3 protein-coding genes are annotated in these 18,656 nt (G+C 59.0%); 1 reads left to right on the forward strand and 2 read right to left on the reverse strand.

Annotated features, from left to right (window positions below):
* Positions 1–4 precede the first annotated feature (4 nt).
* Together rcsD and J9880_RS14290 are read right to left on the reverse strand one after the other, a co-directional pair.
* Positions 5–2,701, reverse strand: a complete 2,697-nt coding sequence (rcsD, locus tag J9880_RS14285; RefSeq protein ID WP_232769507.1) for a phosphotransferase RcsD — start codon at positions 2,699–2,701, stop codon at positions 5–7.
* Between the two features lie 40 nt (positions 2,702–2,741).
* The gene (locus J9880_RS14290) at positions 2,742–3,911 is read right to left on the reverse strand and encodes an MFS transporter (protein WP_195817538.1); all 1,170 of its coding nucleotides are present in this window, start codon (positions 3,909–3,911) and stop codon (positions 2,742–2,744) included.
* A gap of 665 nt (positions 3,912–4,576) precedes the next feature.
* Here J9880_RS14290 and J9880_RS14295 point away from each other — a divergent pair.
* Positions 4,577–18,607 (forward strand): Ig-like domain-containing protein, encoded by a 14,031-nt coding sequence (locus tag J9880_RS14295; RefSeq protein WP_232769508.1) that lies wholly within the window; start codon positions 4,577–4,579, stop codon positions 18,605–18,607.
* Positions 18,608–18,656: the final 49 nt, after the last annotated feature.

The raw sequence follows: 18,656 nt of genomic DNA on the forward strand, positions 1-18,656 counted from the left end.
GTGATTAGCTACCTTGCTGGAGCAGTCTGGAGACAAAAGAATCAATGTGATTGATGGTTTCAGTAATCTGTAATGCATCGCCATCTGCGATGTATTGTTCTAACGATTCACACATTTGCTTGCCTGGGGTCAGGTTCAGCATGGCGAACACCCCCTTGAGACGATGTGCTGTTTGGGAAAGTGATGTGAAATCACGGCGTTGGTTTTCATTATACAGTTTCTCAAGATCTTCCGGTACTGTCTCGACAAAAAGCTGATAGTAATCGCTTGATTTTAGCTGCTTTTCATAAAAGTCGAGAGAGTCTTCTCCGGGTTCTTCGGGTGAAACACTGTCATCGGACACAGCAAATTGCTGCTCAATTAACAGTAAGGTTGCGTCGATCAGCGCACTGCTGATGTTGTAATTGACGCGGATATAATGCTTTTCAAGCTGCTGGAAACCGGACTCATCGTCGGTCAGCAGCAGCGTAAATTTGTCACTGTTTTGCGGATTATCTGTCAGTAAAACATCATATTCCCGCGCCACCTGACGGTCATCCGCCACGATGCAGACAGCGCCGTAAGCGTTCATGGTCCGCGTAACAATACCGCGAACTTCATCCGATGTGATATCGAGTAACACCGTCACATCGTTCAGTAATTTCTCGTCGTCCGCTTCCACTTCCTGCGCTTCCTGACGCTGTTTAACGCGAACAGTATAGCGCGTGCCGATATTGAGCTTGCTGCGGATTTCCAGCTGACCGCCCAGTTTTTTGCACAACTGATTACACAGGAAGAATGTCAGCCCGGAGCCGTGATTAAAGCGATCGACTAACGTCTGGCTCAGGAAAGGATAATTCAGATTGCTCAATTCTTCTTTGGAAATTCCGCTGCCGGTGTCGTTAATGTGGAAAATCAGCTGATCCGGGCGATCTTCGTCCTGTTCGCTGGTCAGCGTGACTTTACCCAGAGACGTCGTGACAATGGCGTAATCAAGCAGCAGGGACAGGATTTTCTTCACGGCCTGCACATCGCCGGTAAAGGTGGCGTCCGGCGCAATCTGGAAATGATTGAGCAAGCCAAGTCCTTTCTGACTCAGGCGGGGCAGGGCCTCGAGCAGCAGTTCATCAACCATCGCCGACAGCACATAGCTTTCATTGGCCGGTTGCCAGTCCTGGGTTTCCAGCCGGGTCAGCAGGGTGATGTTATCCACCAGCGTCAGCGCATTCCGCGATTCATTGAGCAGCTTGCCTTCCAGCGTCTGACGTTCTTCGGGGTGCTGTTCTTCCACCAGTGCGACAGCCAGCCCGTTCAGTTCCTGCAACGGCTGATTCAGCTCAATGCCCAAATTATGCAGCATCAGTTTGCGCGCCTGCAGGTTCTTCTCAAACTCACGTTTGGCCTGTTGCAGCGTGCGGTTCACCATCACCTCTTTATCCTGATCGTGGAGCATAAACAGGTAGGTTTCCGGCGAAATCTGACTGCGGATCATGCGGATTTCATAGACTTCATTATTCACCGTCGCCTGAATGGTGCCGTGATGCTGCTCGGCCATATTGGCGATTTTATTCAGGCTAAGGTGCGGTAACAGCTGATCAGCGATTTTGTTACTGAGGATCACGCTGTGATTGCTGAAGTTATACACCAGCAAACCAAGCGGCAGACCCGAGATGATTTCCTGATTCAGCGCCTGCTGCATTTGCAACTGCGCGGCCATATTCTCGCTTGGCCGGATGTACTGATGGCGGATGAAATAGATGCTGGCCATCGCCAGACCCATCAGGAACAGGTTGATGAGGATCAGCCAGAAGTTATTGCGGGAAAGATCCACCACCAGACTGACCAGCGGCACGTGATAGGTCAGCGACAGCGGGGAATTGCTCAGAGGCACGTCAAACACCAGCGACCAGCCCTGCATCACAATGCTGCTGGCGGCGGCGTTGTCATCATCTGCCGGATCGCCTTCATTCACGGCGGTGGTGTTGCCATTAAGCTGGAAATTATCCCGCGCCATGTTGTAAGGGATCAGATCACTCATCGGCAGATCGAAGGCAATCACGGTCGCCAGATGGCCCGGATTATTGAAGGTTGTGCGCAGTGAGAAAGAGTAATCATTGCTCTGGCGTGATTTACGCAAAGCCGAATAACTTTCACGTTCATCCAGCGTGTTGGCCTGTTGCAACATTTCGGCGCGACGCGATTGCAGCGTACTGGTGAAGTAGTTTTCCTTCAGCCGGGAATCCTGCTGTTGCAGCGGTACGGTGGTGACCAGCAGCATGCTGTTGTCCTGACCGTTGAGGTAGTACAGCGAATAAGGCTGGTTAGTGGCGCCCCACTGGTCATCCAGAAACGCCGAAATTTTCAGGGTCAGATCCAGCGTTGAGCTGTCGTGTGTACCGAAAATCAGCGCATCGGTTTTTTTGTGAGGTTTCGAGACAAAATACATGTCCTGACGCAGGCGGATTTCCTGCGTGCTGACGGCTTCCGGCGACAGCGGCTGGCCGGTGAAGTTATCATAAATCTGATAGGTCATATAACGGTACTTATCGATGCGCTTTTGCAGTAGTTCGGCGGTGTTCTGCACCGTGCGCAGTTTATCGTTCAGATAAGCATTGGTGTAATTATAGCCATACAGGCCCAGCCCCATGACCAGCAGCAAAACGAAGAACCAAAAGAACCGCGTGATATTGGTCGAGGTCAGCGATAAGTATTTACCAGCCATGATGATGAGTTTTTTCCTTCATTCTTGTTATCACTCTTTTTTATCTGACAACGGCTCTGGCGCAGGCAGCGACGCATAACATCATGGCTGCCACGCAACCTAAGGCAATGGACAGGCTGCTGACTTGCGCAATAAAACCGATCAATGCCGGACCGGCCAGGATCCCGGCGTAGCCTAATGTGGTCACCGACGCAATCGCCATACTGGCGGGCATCGACGTCTGATTTCCCGCCGCGCTGAACATGATGGGCACCAGATTAGCGGCGCCAAATCCAATCATGACAAAGCCCAGTCCGGCTATCCACAAATTATCGACGGTGGTCAGCAACACCAGCCCGAGGCTGGCACATAAACTGCCGTACATCAGCACATTAAAACGGCCAAACGTGGCGATGATCCGGTCACCGGTAAGACGTCCGGCGGTCATGGCGACGGAGAACACCGCGTAACCCAGACCGGCCTGATGGGCCGACACGCCGCGTTCCGTCGTCAGGAACAGTGCGCCCCAGTCCAGCATTGACCCTTCGGTCATAAACATCACAAAACATAAAAATCCGAGCAATACCACCCAGCCACGGGGCAGCACAAATATCGGGCCGTCGCCTTCATGACGGGTGTGACGCCACAAATGCGGACTGGTAAACATCACCAGAATCGCCAGCAGAATCACCACCAGAACTACCGACTGAAACGGTGTCAGCCCGAGAAACAGCAGCCCGGTGACCGCCAGCGCGCCAAAAATACTGCCCATGCTGAAGAAGCCATGAAACCCGGACATCATCGCGCGTCCGCTGGCTTTTTCCACCACCACCGCATGCACGTTCATCGCCACATCAATCATGCCCATTGCGGCACCGAACACCAGCAGGATCAGCGCCATGCCCGCCGTGCTGTCCATCAGCGTCAGCAAAGGCAAAGACAACAACAGCAAGGTGCTGGCAATCAGAATCACCGTCTTACAGCCCAGCTTACCGGTCAGAAAACCGGTCAGCGGCATCGAAAAGGTCGAGCCTGCGCCGATGCACAACAGCAGCAGTCCCAGCGTGCCGTCGCTGATCGCCAGACGCAATTTCACAAAGGGCACCAGCGGTGCCCAGGCGGCCATGGCAAAGCCCGAAAGCAGAAACGTCAGTCGTGTTGCATGTTGCTGCGCCACGCCCGGTACAGAGGCGGCCGCGCGCGGTAAGGCAGGGGATGAATCTGTGGTCATCGGGTCATGAGACATGACGGTAAAATCCTTTTTGCTGTACGTAAGAAGGGTGACTCACATTCCACCTGTCTGACTGACCGGACACTTTATCAGAAAGCATAAGTTACTGTGATTGCACATAGTCTTAATTATTTGTTAGTGAAATAGGTTAACGCCAGAAAATCTAAAAGACGATCACACAATTGGTAAGTCATTTTGATGGTTAAAGCCTGAGTCTAACACTTGATTTTATTAATAATAAGCCCGCTTACTCTTCATGGATAAGTTGCAAAGATGTTGTTTTTTATCGTTATGTTTAGCGCAAATTGTGACTAGGACAGGATTTTACATCCGTCAAACTTATATTTTGGCTAACTTTAATGAAATTTTTCAATCTCATTGATTATCTTTTTTTATGGCACTTAAGCCAAATCATGCATATAACTTATGGAGTTTCGGACAAAAAATTACCGAAATGATGTTTTTTACGCATCCTAAAAAAAGACATAAATGCATTAACGACGCTGTATTTTGTTTGTTTTGTAGTCTATGACGTCCCAAACACCAGTTGGAAGTATACCCATTTTTCTTAATGGTCTTCATACATGTGGAACTGCTCTGCCCCGATAACCGGCACAGCGGTTCTTTGCACGTGTGGGCAACAACTGGTGTTACAGGGGTACAACATGGCTCAGAACGGTAGCGTAGTGACAGATGTTCTTTCTCGTACAAACGGTGCGGTAATCTCTCAGGTTTCAAATTCCAGCCAGGACGTCACCCTCAATCAAATCAGTATCGTACGCGTGCATGCCACGCGTGATGCCGTCACCAGCTACGAGCGTGTCGGCAATGATCTGGTCATCCACATGAAGGATGGCCGCACGGTCCGCTACCACAGCTTCTTCGACACCGATGGCAAAGGCCATCACAGTGAACTGATTTTCGATGACGGCGTGCATCCGATTGAGCACGCCGCTTTTGTCGATACCGGGGCCACTGCGGCTGCGGTACCGATTGTTCCCGCCTATGAAACCATTCCGGGCGTGGGCGCGCTGGTTATTGATTCTTCCAATTTTGATCCCGCGGTCTTAGGTGCCGTGCTGGGCGTTATCGCGCTGGGTGCGGGTATTGCGATTGCCGCAGGTGGCGGCGGGGGCGGTGGTGGCAGCAGCAGCGACAATGGCGGCAATAACGGCGGCAACGAGGGCGGCGATACCCCGACCCTGACGCTCGGCGCGTTCGCCGGTGATAACCGCCTGAACGCCACGGAAGTGCGCAGCACCCAAACCTTCTCCGGCGTGGCGACCAACGTGGCAGCGGGTGATACGATCACCCTGACCATCAACGGCAAAACCTACACCACAAAAATTGGCAGCGGCGGGGCGTGGAATTTACCGCTGACCGCCGGTGAATTGCAGGGACTGGCGGACGGCACTTACGTGGTGACCGTGAAAGTGACCAACAGTGCGGGCGCCAGTATCAGCAAAAGCGTCACCGTGGTGGTCGACACCACACCGCCGGTCATCAACGTCAACGCCGTTTCCGGCGACAATATTATCAACGCTGCCGAACACAACCAGCCGCTGGTTGTCTCCGGTACTGCCTCCGCGTCAGAAGCCGGGCGCACGATCACCGTCACCCTGAACGGCGTGAATTACACCGCGACCGTCGGCAGCAATGGCGCGTGGTCGGTCACTGTTCCGGCCAACCGCGTCGCGGCGCTGGCGAACGGCGAGTATGACATCCGTGTCGCGCTGACCGATTCTGCCGGTAACAGCACCACGGTAACCCATGATCTGACGGTTAATACCTCGGTGGTCAGTACCACGCCGACCATCACCCTGAACGCCTTTGCCGGAGACAACGTGCTCGATGGCGCGGAACGTCAGGTGAATCAGACCATCAGCGGCTCGACGACCCATGTCACCGCCGGTCAGGTTGTCACCATCACGCTGAATGGCAAAACCTATACCGCGACGGTACTGGCCAATGGCAAATGGAGTGTCTCCGTGCCTGCCGCCGATCTGCTCGGGCTGGAAAACGGTACGCTGACCATCAACGCGACCGTGAAAGACACCGCGGGCCATACCGCCACCACCAACGAAAATGTGACCGTCAATGCGTCCCTCGCCGGGATTGTGGTGAACCCGATTTCCGGTGACGGCCAGCTTAACCAGACCGAAGCGCAGTCACCGCTGGCCATCAGCGGGATTGCCTCGAACGTCCCAGCTGGCACCGTCGTGACGGTGACGCTGAACGGCAAAACCTATACCGGCACCACCACGGCAAACGGTTCCTGGAGCATCAACGTCCCGGCGGCTGATTTGCAGGCGCTGGCCGATGGCGCGACCACCGTCAAAGTCAGCATGGCGGGCGTCAGTGTCAACGCCAGCGTCAATGTGGCTACGCATCCGGGCGACGTCACCCTGACGCCACCGTTTGGCGGCGACGGCGTGCTCAACAATACCGAGGCGGGATCTAACCAGACCCTGACCGGTAACACCGGGCTGAAAGGCGCGGGTCAGACCGTCAGCGTGGTGATCGACGGCCACACTTACACCGGCACGGTTCTGCCAAACGGCACTTACACCGTCACGCTGCCAGCCTCGGCGGTATCAACCCTGCCGCAGGGCCAGAATTCTGTGGTGGTGAACGTCACCGATTCTGCCGGTAACCACAACTCGCTGACTACCAACGTATCCGTCGATACCGTCGCGCCAACACTGGTGATCAATCCGCTGGCGGGCGACGGGCAAATCAGTCTGGCCGAAGCGGCGGGCGCACTGACCCTGTCAGGTACCGCCTCAGTGGCTGACGCGGGCAAAACGGTCACCATCACCATTGATGGCAATACCTTTACCGCCGTGGTCGGCGATAACGGCGCATGGAGCACGCAAATTCCGGCAGGTACCCTGACCGGTCTGAACGGTGATTTCACCGTCAGCGCCACGTTGACGGATGCGGCGGGTAACAGCACCACCAGCACCAGCCCGCTGCACGTTGTCGCGGATGCCACGGTTCAGCCGGTTATTACGGTGAATGCGTTTGGCGGTGATAACGCCGTGGATGGCGCAGAAGTGCAGACGGCTCAGGTGCTGACCGGGACCACGACCCGCGTCGAAGCGGGTCAGATTGTCACCATTACGCTCAACGGCAATACCTATGAAGCCACGGTGCAGGCCAGCGGTAACTGGAGTGTGATCATTCCGGCAGCCGATATGGTCGCGCTGACCGACGGCACGAAAACCATCAATGTCAGCGTGTCTGATAAAGCCGGTAACCCGGCGACCGGCAACGATACCTTCACGGTGGATTCCACTGACAATGGCATCGCGATTGATCCGGTGACCGGCGACAACGTCATCAACGTCACCGAAACCAATGACGGTATTTTGATCACCGGGACCACGCTCGGCGTCGCGCCGTTTGCGCTGGTGACGGTGACGTTCGGTTCACTGATCCGCCTTGCCCTGGTGCAGCCAAACGGCAAATGGTCTCTGGCACTGTCATCCGCCGATTTACAATCTCTGGGAACGGATCCCGCTGGCCTGCAACTTTCCGCCAGCGTTCAGGCGCTGGACGGTACGACGCTCAATAACAGCGTCTCCGTCGGTGTGGATAACGTCGCGCCGGTGCCAACCCTCAATACCCCGTTTACTGATGGCCTGCTCAATGCGACAGAAGCCGCCGCCGGACAGACCCTCAGCGGCACCACCGGCAAAACTGGCGATGGTCAGACGGTTACCGTTACGCTGGGTGGTCACACCTATAACGCCACCGTCGCCGCAGACGGTAGCTGGACAGTGAAAGTGCCGGCGGCCGATTTGCAGGCTTTACCGGCGGGCAATGTGCCGATCACCGTCAATGCCACCGACGGCGCAGGTAACACTGCCAGCGTGAGCGGCAATGCGAGCGCAGATTTCACCGCACCGACGCTGACCGTCAATCCGGTCTCCGGCGACGGTTACATCAACGGCGCAGAAGCGGCGGACGGTGTGGCGATCACCGGCACGGCCTCGATTTCTGAGCAAGGACGTACGGTCACCGTCACCCTCAACGGCGAAACCTATACCGGCATTGTGCAACCCAACGGCCAGTGGAGCGTTTCCGTCCCGGCTGCCACGTTTAACGGCGTGGCAGACGGCAGCTATCCGGTGAAAGTTCAGCTGTCTGATGCCGCCGGTAACAGCACCACGGTCAATTCCAGCGTGCAGGTGGCGGCGGATGCGGCTAACAGCCCGACCATCAGCGTCAATACCTTTGCGGGCAACAACGTGCTGGATGGCGCGGAGCAAAAAACCGCACAGCAACTCAGCGGAACGACGTCGCATGTGGAAGCCGGTCAGACGGTGCTGATCCTGCTCAACGGTCACTCTTACACGGCGGTGGTTCAGCCAAGCGGTAGCTGGAGCGTCAGCGTACCGGCGGCGGATCTGGCGCTTCTTGCCAACGGCACCACACAAATCAGCGTGTCCGTGGCGGATAAAGCCGGGAATGTGGCGACCGGCAGCGAAACCCTGACCGTCAACAACCTGCTCAGTGGCCTGTCGGTCAATCCGGTGGCGGGTGATAACCAGCTTAATGCCGGTGAAGCGGCGGCGGGTATTACCCTCAGCGGCACATCCAGCAACGTGCCGGTTAACGGCGTGGTGACCATCACGCTGAACGGCAAAACCTACACGGCAACGGTTGGCGTCGGCGGTGCCTGGAGCGCACAAATCCCGGCCGCCGATCTGGCACTGCTCAATGACGGCAATAACACCGTGAAAGTCAGCGCGACCGATGCAGCAGGCAATCCGGTGTCCGGCAGCAGCGACTTCGGCGTGATCATTCATTCCGTACCGGCGGCCACGCTTAATACGCCGTTTGGCGATACCCAGCTTAATGCCAGTGAAGCGGCGGCGGGTCAGACCCTGACCGGCAGCACCGGCGTCAGCGGCGACGGACAAACTGTCACCGTTACCATCGGCGGTAATGGTTACCCTGCGACAGTGGATGCCAGCGGGAACTGGAGCGCCACCGTCCCGGCCGGGGATTTGCAGACCCTCCCGCAGGGACCTGGCGCTGTACAGGTTGCGGTCACTGACGCGGCAGGCAACACCAGCAATATCAGTGCGCCGGTGACCATCGATACTGTCGCGCCCGTTGTCACCATCACCACGCCGGTGGCGGGCGACGGCACCATCAATGCCGCCGACGCCGGAGCGGTTATTCCGGTCAGTGGTACGGCGGGGGCGGGTGAGGCGGGGGATACCGTCACTATCAGCATTGGCGGACACACTTATACCGGCACCGTGGCAGCAGGCGGCGGCTGGACGGTGAACATTCCGGCGGATGCGCTGGCGAACGTCGCCAACGGCACCTATACCCTGACCGCGACCGTCACCGATGCCGCCGGTAACGCAGGCACCGCCACCGCACCGGTGACCGTGACAGCGGATCCGGCATTCCTGCCGACCATCGACATTGATCTCTTTGCCGGAGACGGCACGCTGGATGGCGCAGAGCGCACCAACCCGCAAACCGTCAGCGGCACGACGACCAATGTGGAAGCCGGGCAACTGGTCATCGTGACTGTCGGCGGCATTGAGTATGAAGCCACAGTGCAGGCCAGCGGCGCATGGAGCGTCAGCATTCCGGCGGGGACCTTGCAGACGCTGCAAAACGGCCAGGCAACCATTGAGGTTTCTGTCGCGGATAAAGCCGGTAACCCTGCTGTTAACAGTGAAGACTTCACCGTGAACAGCGCACTGGGCGGTGTAACCATCAACCCGATCACCGGCGATAACAAAATCGATGCCACCGAAGCGGGTACCGGTTTTGACATCAGCGGTAAAACCGCCAATGTACCGGAAGGCACTGACGTCACCGTCAAACTGGGCACCGCGACGTACACCACACAGACCGATGCCGACGGCAACTGGACGGTCAATGTTCCGTCGGGGGATGTCGCGAATCTGGCGGACGGCACCAGTCATGTGATTGTGACCACCGTGACCACCGATCAGGGAGAGGTCACCACCACGCAGGATCTGGGCATTTACACCACCTTGCCGCAACCGACGCTCAACACGCCGTTTGGCGATGGCTTGCTGAGCAGCGCGGAAGCCGCGACCGATCAGACCCTGACCGGGAAAACCGGGCTGACCGGCGACGGCCAGACGGTGACGGTCACCATTGACGGCACGCCTTACACCGGCACCGTGGCGACCGACGGAAGCTGGACAGTCACTATTCCTGCGGCAGATTTGCAGGGTCTCGGTGAAGGTACCAACACGATTACGGTGGCGGTGACCGACGCCGCTGGCAACACCGGCACGCTGCCGGGTTCGGTGGACGTGGACTTCACGCCGCCAGCGCTGTCGCTGGATCTCGTGGCGACGGATAACGTGATTAACGCCGCTGAAGCTGGCGCGCCGATCACCCTGAGCGGGAACAGCGATCCGGCCGATGCCGGGCAGATCGTGACACTGACCTTCAACGGCCAGACCTATACCGCAGAGGTACAGGCAAACGGCAGCTGGAGCACCACCATTCCGGCGAACACCCTCGACGGTCTGGCCGACGGCAGTTATCCGCTGACCGCTGAACTGACCGATGCGGCAGGCAACACCACCACGCTGCCACCGGTCAGTATCGAAGTGGCGACGCAGAACGTGCCGGTGCCGACCATCGATACGCCGTTCGGCGATACTTTCCTCAATCAGCGCGAAGCAGACACCGACCAGACGCTCACCGGGACCACTGGCGTCACGGGCGCAGGTCAGTCCGTCGTTGTGAATATCGGCGGTGTGGATCATGCGGCGACTGTCGATGCGGCCGGTATCTGGACGGTGAATATCAGTGCGGCGGATTTGCAGTTAATCACCGAAGGTCCGCAAAACATTGTGGTCACGGCTACCGATAGCGCGGGTAATGCGGGTACGGCCAACAGCGCCATCACCGTGGATTACACGCTGCCAACGCTGAGCTTTGATCCGGTGGCGACGGACGACATTATTAATGCGGCGGAAACCTTGCAGCCGGTGGTGATCAGCGGTACCTCTGACATCCCGGATGCCGGACAAACGGTTTCTGTGGTGCTGAGCTTCAACAATGTGACCTACACGGCGATCGTCCAGCCGGACGGAACCTGGAGCTTCACGCTGCCAAGTTCTGTGGTACAGGCGCTGGCAGATACCACTTACACACTCTCCGCGACCATCACTGATGCCGCCGGTAACACCACCACCGGCAATCATTCCTTCACCGTGGATGCGGCGGCGGCTGACTTGCCAACGCTGACCATCACAGCGGTGTCGGAAGATGATTACATTAATGCGGTAGAAAAAGGTGCGGATATCCCGATCACCGGGACATCCACCAATCTCGAAGCCGGACAGACGGTGGTGGTGAGCTTTAACGGCAAAAACTACAATGCCCTCGTCGGTGCGAATGGCGAATGGACGGCAACCGTGCCGCTGGCGGATCTGGCGACCTTGTCCGACGGGCCGATTACCGTAACAGCGACTTCAGCTGATCTGGCCGGTAACCCGGCGTCAGCGTCGCATAACGCCACCGTGATCGCCCAGCCGGGCGACCTGCCGACCCTGACCATCAACGCCATTTCCGGCGATGATTACATCAATATCACCGAACACAATCAGGGCATGACCGTGAGCGGCACCTCCACGCATATTCCTGTGGGTGGCACGGTGACGGTGGTCATTACCGGCGAAGACTACACGGCGACCTATACGGCCACCGTGCAGGCCAACGGCAGCTGGAGCTTCCCGATGACCGCCGCGCAGGTTCAGGCGATGCCGTCCGGCAACAACACCTTTACGGCTACTGCGGATGACGTGGCGCAAAACGTCGCCACCAGCACGCACGATGTGACCGTGGATACTATTCCGCCGTTGCTGACCGTGACCGTGGATACCGGCGGTGACGGCATCATCAATCTGGCCGAAGCCGCGCTGGGCGTCCCGGTAAGCGGGACCACCGATCCTAACCTGACGGTCAAAGTGACCTTCAATGGTAAGGATTATCTGACCACCGCCAGCGATCAGGGCGTCTGGTCGCTGACCATTCCGGGCGCGGATGTGCAGGCGCTCACCACCGATGGCAACAAAACCTTCGGCGTCAGCGTCACTGACACCTCAGGCAACATTGTCACCGGCTCGGGCAATTTCACCCTGGCCACGCATTCACTGCCAACCCTGACGGTCGGTCTGATTGCCGGTGACGGCGTGCTGAACATTGCCGAAGCGGCCGCCGGGTTTACCCTGAACGGCACCAGCAGCGGGCTGGCGGCGGGCACTGCCGTGCTGGTCACCATTCCGGGGCTGGCGGATCCGATCTCCGGTGTCGTAAATGCCCTCGGAACAGGCTGGACTGCCGTCGTGGCACCGGGTCTGCTCAGCGGGCTGGACAACGGGCCAATACAGATCAGCGTCTCGGCGACGGATACGGCGCTTAACCCGGCTTCTTCCAGCGCCAGCCTCAATGTGGCACTGACCCAACCGGGCATACCGACCATCAATACGCCGTTTGTGGATGGCGTGCTGAATGCCGCCGAAGCGGGCGCAACCCAGCTGATCACTGGCTCCACCGGCATTGTCGGCGCAGGCCAGACCGTGACGGTGACGATAGATGGCACGGCGGTCACCGCGACCGTCGGGGCGGATGGCGTATGGACCGCCACGGTGCCTTCTTCTGTGTTACTGGGGCTGACGGATGCCACGCACACCATTTCGGTGACGGCGACAGACAGTGCGGGTAACCCGAGCAGTGAAGCGGGTACGCTCGATTTCACGGCGCTGACGCATGTTCTGCCTGTGGCGGGAATCAATATCCCGTTCGGTGACGGCGTGCTGAATCTCGATGAAGCCACAGCGGGCGGCACCATTACCGGTACCACCGGTATTACCTCGCCGGGTCAGACCGTCACGGTGGTGATTAACGGTAACGCGGTGCCGGTGGATGTGGATTCTGCTGCCGGAACCTGGACGGTTACCCTGACGCCAGCGCAGTTGCTGGGCTTGCAGGACGGCACCTGGCCGGTCGTCGTGACTGTCACCGACAGCGCGGGCAACACCTCGCCGCTGACGGCGTCGGTTGACGTGCAAATCCACAACGTGCCGGCACCGACCATCAATCTGCCGTTCGGTGACGGCACGCTGAACATTGCCGAATCGACGGCTGTGGGCGGCCAGACGCTTACCGGGTCCACCGGCGTGACAGGCGCAGGTCAAACCGTCAGCGTGGCGATTGCAGGCATGACCGGCAGTCCGTTTACCGCCGCGGTTGATCCGGTTACCGGCAACTGGAGCCTCAACCTGACACCTGTGCAGCTGGCCAGTCTTGGCACCCCGACGGCGGCACACCTGATTACCGTCACGGCGACCGATGGCGTGGGCAACCATACCGATGCCACCCTGTCCTTCACGTCGCATCTTTCTGCCCCGGTACCTGTTATCAATGAACCTTTCCTTGACGGTAGTCTGAATATCGCTGAAGCCGCGGGTGTGAACGTCATCACCGGTAACACCGGCATCACCGGCGACAACCAGAACGTCAAACTGACCATCGACGTGGGCGGCACCATTTATACTGCGACCGTCGATCCGACGACGGGCGACTGGGCGGTCAGCCTGCCTGCGGGCGTGCTGAACTCTCTGGGCAGTGGCACGCACGATATCAACGTGACGGTGACGGATGCCGCAGGCAACACCACGCCAGCGACATTGCCATTCACCAGCTATCTCACCGTGCCGGATGTCACCATCGACACGCCGTTTGGCGACGGTTACCTGAACGCGACCGAAGCCGGGGTCACGCAGACCCTGACCGGGACGACGGGGCTGACGGGGGCAAATCAAACCGTGGTGGTGACCATTGGCGGTCTGACGATCCCCGGTGTCACGGTGGATGCGAACGGTAACTGGTCAGCCCCTCTGACGGCTGGCGAACTCGCCGATCTGCCACAGGGACCGCAGGAAATCACCGTCACCGTCACCGACGGCGGCGGCAATACCGGTTCGGCCATGGCGGATGTCGGCATTGCCGTGACGCTCTTGCCAACGGTGGCGGTGACCTCCTTCGCCGGTGCCGGTTTTGACCTGACCTATACCGAAAGCCAGAGCACGCAAACCATCACCGGTACCACGGTGAACGTGCAGGCGGGGCAGCAGGTAACGGTTTCCGTCGGCGGCATCAGCCATCAGGCTACGGTGCTGGGTGACGGTTCATGGAGTGTGACGCTGACACCGGCTGAACTCGGTACGCTGACCACCGGGCAGACGATCGGCGTCACGGTGAGCGATCTGGCGGGTAACCCGGCAACAGGGGCTTCAGCGCCAATCACGGTCAACCTGACACCGCCAGCGTTCTCCATCAGTATCGATCCGGTCACCGGCGACAACATCATTAATGTGGCGGATGGCAGTCCGTTGAACATAACCGTTTCCGGTAAAACCCTGAACGTACCGGACAACACAGAGGTTATCGTGACGGTGGGCAGCGTGGCGCACACGGCGACGGTCACCGGTGGCGTCTGGTCGGTGTCTGTGGCTGCCACTGAATTTACCAATGGCACCACCACGACGGTTACCGCGTCAACACTGGATCCATTAACCAATGCCACACAAGGCGTGCTGGTGGATACCACCTTGCCAACGGTGACGATCAATGCCTTTACCGGCGACGATGTTCTCAACAGCACCGAGTCGAAATCCGCGCAGCTGATTACCGGTACGGCGGATGCCGGCGACGTGGGGCGTGTGGTGGTTGTCAACCTGAATGGCAAAACCTACAGCGGCACCGTACAGGCAGGCGGCACCTGGTCCGTCAGCGTACCGGCAGCTGATTTGCAGGCATTACCACAAGGTAGCGGCGCGACCAACGTGATCTCCGCGACGCTGACAGACGCGGCAGGCAACGTGGGCACGGCGGTTCCGCATACCGTGAACGTTGATACCGCCGCACCGTTACTGGCGCTGGATGTGGTGGCCGGTAATAACGTCATTAACCTGGTGGAATCGCTGGCCAACGTACTGGTCGGCGGTACCTCCAGCGGGGCAGACGGTCAGACCGTCAACGTCACTCTCGGCGGTGCGTCAATTGGTACGGCAGTGATCCAGCCGGGCGGGGCATGGACGCTCAACCTGACGCCAGCGCAGTTGCTTCTGCTCAACGACGGCACCCTGACTCTGGCAGCTACCGTGACGGATCAGGCGGGTAACACCACCAGCGTCAGCACCGGTCTGGATATCTTCTTCAACAAACTGCTGGCACTGAATGTGACCAGCGGTCTCGGGCTGACGGACGGCTTCCTCAATCTGGCGGAATCGCAGGTGGCGCAAACCATCAGCGGGACGGCGATTGGCGCGGGCGTGGGATCGGTGGTCTCGACTGTCATCAACGGCACGCCGCTTTCGGCGATTGTCGGGGCGAACGGCGCGTGGTCGCTGAACATTCCGGCGGCGTTACTCGGTGCGCTGGGTGAAGGCCAGCAGGTGCTCAACATTAACCTCACCGATGCCGCAGGCAACGTGAAAGCCTCCGTGCTGAATCTGGACGTCATTAAAACGCTTCCGGTTCTGGGCGATCTGGATCCGCTGTTTGGCGGCAACGGTCTGCTGAATGCGGCGGAATCGCTGCTGGCGCAAACCATCGGCGGGGTAGCGACGGCGGTTGACGGCACTCTGGTGACCGTGACCCTCGGCGGTAAAACCTACAACACCACCGTGACGGCGGGGACCTGGGACCTTCAGATCCAGCCGGGCGATCTGGGCGCGTTGCTGGACGGCAATCTGAATCTGGGGATCACCCTGACGGATCCGGCGGGTAACACCTCCACCACCACTGTTCCGGTGGGGATTGCCATCCACAATCTGCCGCAGGTGGTGCTCAACACCGTATTTGGCGACGGCGTGCTGAATATCGCCGATCTGCTGGTGAATCAGACCATCAGCGGTACTGTTTCCAATGTGGCGGCGGGTACAGCAATCGCCGTGCAGGTCGGCACGCAAACCATTAACGGCGTGGTCGATGCGACGGGGCATTTCCTGGTCACCGTTCCGCCGTCCGTTCTTGGGTTGCTGAGTGGTACCACTGCGGCGGTCAGCGTGACGGTCGCCGATGCGGCGGGCAACGTCGGCAGTGCGGTGGCGAACGCGGTGCTGGATCTGGTCAAACCGGTCATTAACCTCACGTCGGTTCTGGGCGATGGCTTGCTGAATGCGGCTGACGCACTGACCACGCAGGTGATTGGCGGTACGGTCAGCGGCGTGACCACCGGGACGCAGGTGCAGGTGACGCTGGGCGGGAAAACCTTCCTCGGCGCAACCGATGCCAGCGGTGCGTTCAGCATCACCCTGCAACCGGGTGACCTGAAAGCCCTCGGCGACGGCACCTTCACGGTCGGGGTTTCCGTGACCGACAGCGGCGGTAACACCAGCACCACCAGCGGAACGCTGAATTCGATCATCAACGCAGTACCGAAAATTGTGCTGGATCCTGTGTTCGGTGCAGACGGCATCCTCAACGCGGCTGAAGCCCTGCTGACGCAAACTATCAGCGGGACAGTCACCAACGGGCATGTCGGTGAAACGGTCAATATCAACATCGGCGGGGGGCTGATTAATCTGACGGCCGCCGTAGGCAGTGACGGCAAATTCACCGCGTCGCTGACACCGCTGCAACTGGCCGGGCTGCTGGACGGCAATCTGACCATCGTCACCTCGGTGACCGATGCAGTGGGCAACACGGCGTCCAATACCGTGGGGCTGAATGTCGGTATCCATAATCTGCCGTCGATTGTCCTTAACCCGCTGTTCGGTGACGGCGTGCTGAATGTGGTTGACCTGCTGACCGGACAGACCATCAGCGGTGTCGCCACCAACGTGGCGCAGGGCACGCAGGTTCAGGTTTCCCTGAATGGCAAAAACTATCTGGCGACGGTGGGCGCGGGCGGCATCTTCAGTGTCACCGTGCCGGCGCTCGATCTCTCCGCCATCCTTAACGGCACGCAGTCGGTGGTCGCCAGCCTGACGGACGGATCCGGTAACCCGGCCTCTGTCACCGGTCTGCTGAATGTGGTGTCGCAGTCGCTGCCAACCATCACGCTTAACCCGCTGTTTGGCGATGGCCTGCTGAACGCGGCAGATGCGCTGCTGACCCAAACCATCAGCGGGACCACCACCAACGCGCAGGGATCGACCGTGACCCTGAACGTGGGCGGCAATACCCTGACGGCGCTGGTGAAAGCCGACGGTACCTTCAGCGTGGCGGTCCCGCAGCTCACTCTGTCGGGCCTGCTGGACGGAACGCTGAACGTCGGTGCCTCGGTGACTAACGCCGCCGGTCACGCCGTCAGCGGGAACGCCACGGCGACGGTGGGGATCCACACCTTGCCGACGCTGCTGGTCAATACCCTGTTTGGCGGAGACCAGTATCTCAATGCCGCCGAGGCCGGGGTCAACACCAACATCACCGGTACCTCCAACCTGCTCAACGGCACGGTGTCGGTCAGTATTGGTGGCGTAACACACACCGGCACCATCACCAACGGCGCGTGGAGTGTGCCGTTCACCTCGGCAGAACTGAAAGGGCTGGCGGATGGCTCAACGCAGGTTTCCGTCTCGGTTGCGGATCTTGTGGGCAACACCGCGATTATCTCTAACCCGCTGAGCGTACTGACGCATGCCCTGCCGCTGGTGGCGCTGAATCCACTGCTCGGGCTGACGCTCGGTGTAGTAGGCGGCATTTTGGGTGGTCAGGGTCTGACCCTGAGCGGGACCAGCCGCAACATCGCACAGGGCGGTCAGGTCAGTGTGACTCTGCTGGGCAATACGCTGGCCGGGACCGTGCAGGGGGATGGATCGTGGACCGTGAAATTATCCAGTGCCCTGCTGAGCAGTTACGGGCTGGTGGGCTTACTGAACGCATTGCTCGGCGCGATTGTTGAACTGAAAGCGGTGGATGCGGCGGGTAACGGTTTCGATGCTCACGTCGGGCTGACGGTCGGTTCAAGCTTACCGCCAGAAACCGCCACGCTGATGGCAACGTCACTGTCTGCTGAAGACAGCAACACGCACACGCTGGCGGCGGCCAGTCTGACATCCGAGGCTTCCACCACCTCCACCACGGAGTCCAGCGACACCACGCACGCCACCAGCACGCTGGTGTCTTCGCTGGCGACCACGGAATCCGGCACCACCACCACCGCTGACACCACGTCGCACGCGGACACGGCCTTCTCCATCGGTGGCGTGACCCTCGATCTGACGGCAACGGACGGTGTGGCAGTGGGCGGCAGCGGCGATGACGTGATTGCGGTTCACACGCTGGACTTCGGTCTGATCGACGGCGGTACCGGTGTCGATACCTTGCTGCTGGCGGGCACCAATCAGCATCTGGATCTGACGGTTCTCGGGCTGAAAGTTGAACACATCGATATCTTCGATTTGGGTAATTCCGGCACCAACAGCATCTCACTTAATCTGCATGAGGCGCTGAGCGTGAAGGATAACCCGACGGATGAAGTGATCATCAAAGGCGGCGAAGGCAGTCTGGTCAATCTGCAAATGGGAACCGACGGCGCATGGAGTGAAACCGGACAACGCACCGTCGATGGCCTGACGTTTGACGTGTACCACAACGCATCTATGGATGCCTCAAACACTCTCGGAGACGTTCTGGTGCAGCACGGTCTGCACGTACAACAGAGTTAATTTCTGTACTCCTCCCCCTGCGAAGGGGGAGGCGCAGTACCAAAAAATC

The organism is Rahnella victoriana, from assembly GCF_021276285.1.
In the GTDB taxonomy this organism is placed as follows: Bacteria; Pseudomonadota; Gammaproteobacteria; order Enterobacterales; family Enterobacteriaceae; genus Rahnella; species Rahnella victoriana.

Bases quoted from the DNA above. Each gene is read 5' to 3' on its own strand.
- J9880_RS14290 (WP_195817538.1), bottom strand. From the start codon at position 3,911: ATGACCACAGATTCATCCCCTGCCTTACCGCGCGCGGCCGCCTCTGTA.
- J9880_RS14295 (WP_232769508.1), top strand. From the start codon at position 4,577: ATGGCTCAGAACGGTAGCGTAGTGACAGATGTTCTTTCTCGTACAAAC.
- rcsD (WP_232769507.1), bottom strand. From the start codon at position 2,701: ATGGCTGGTAAATACTTATCGCTGACCTCGACCAATATCACGCGGTTC.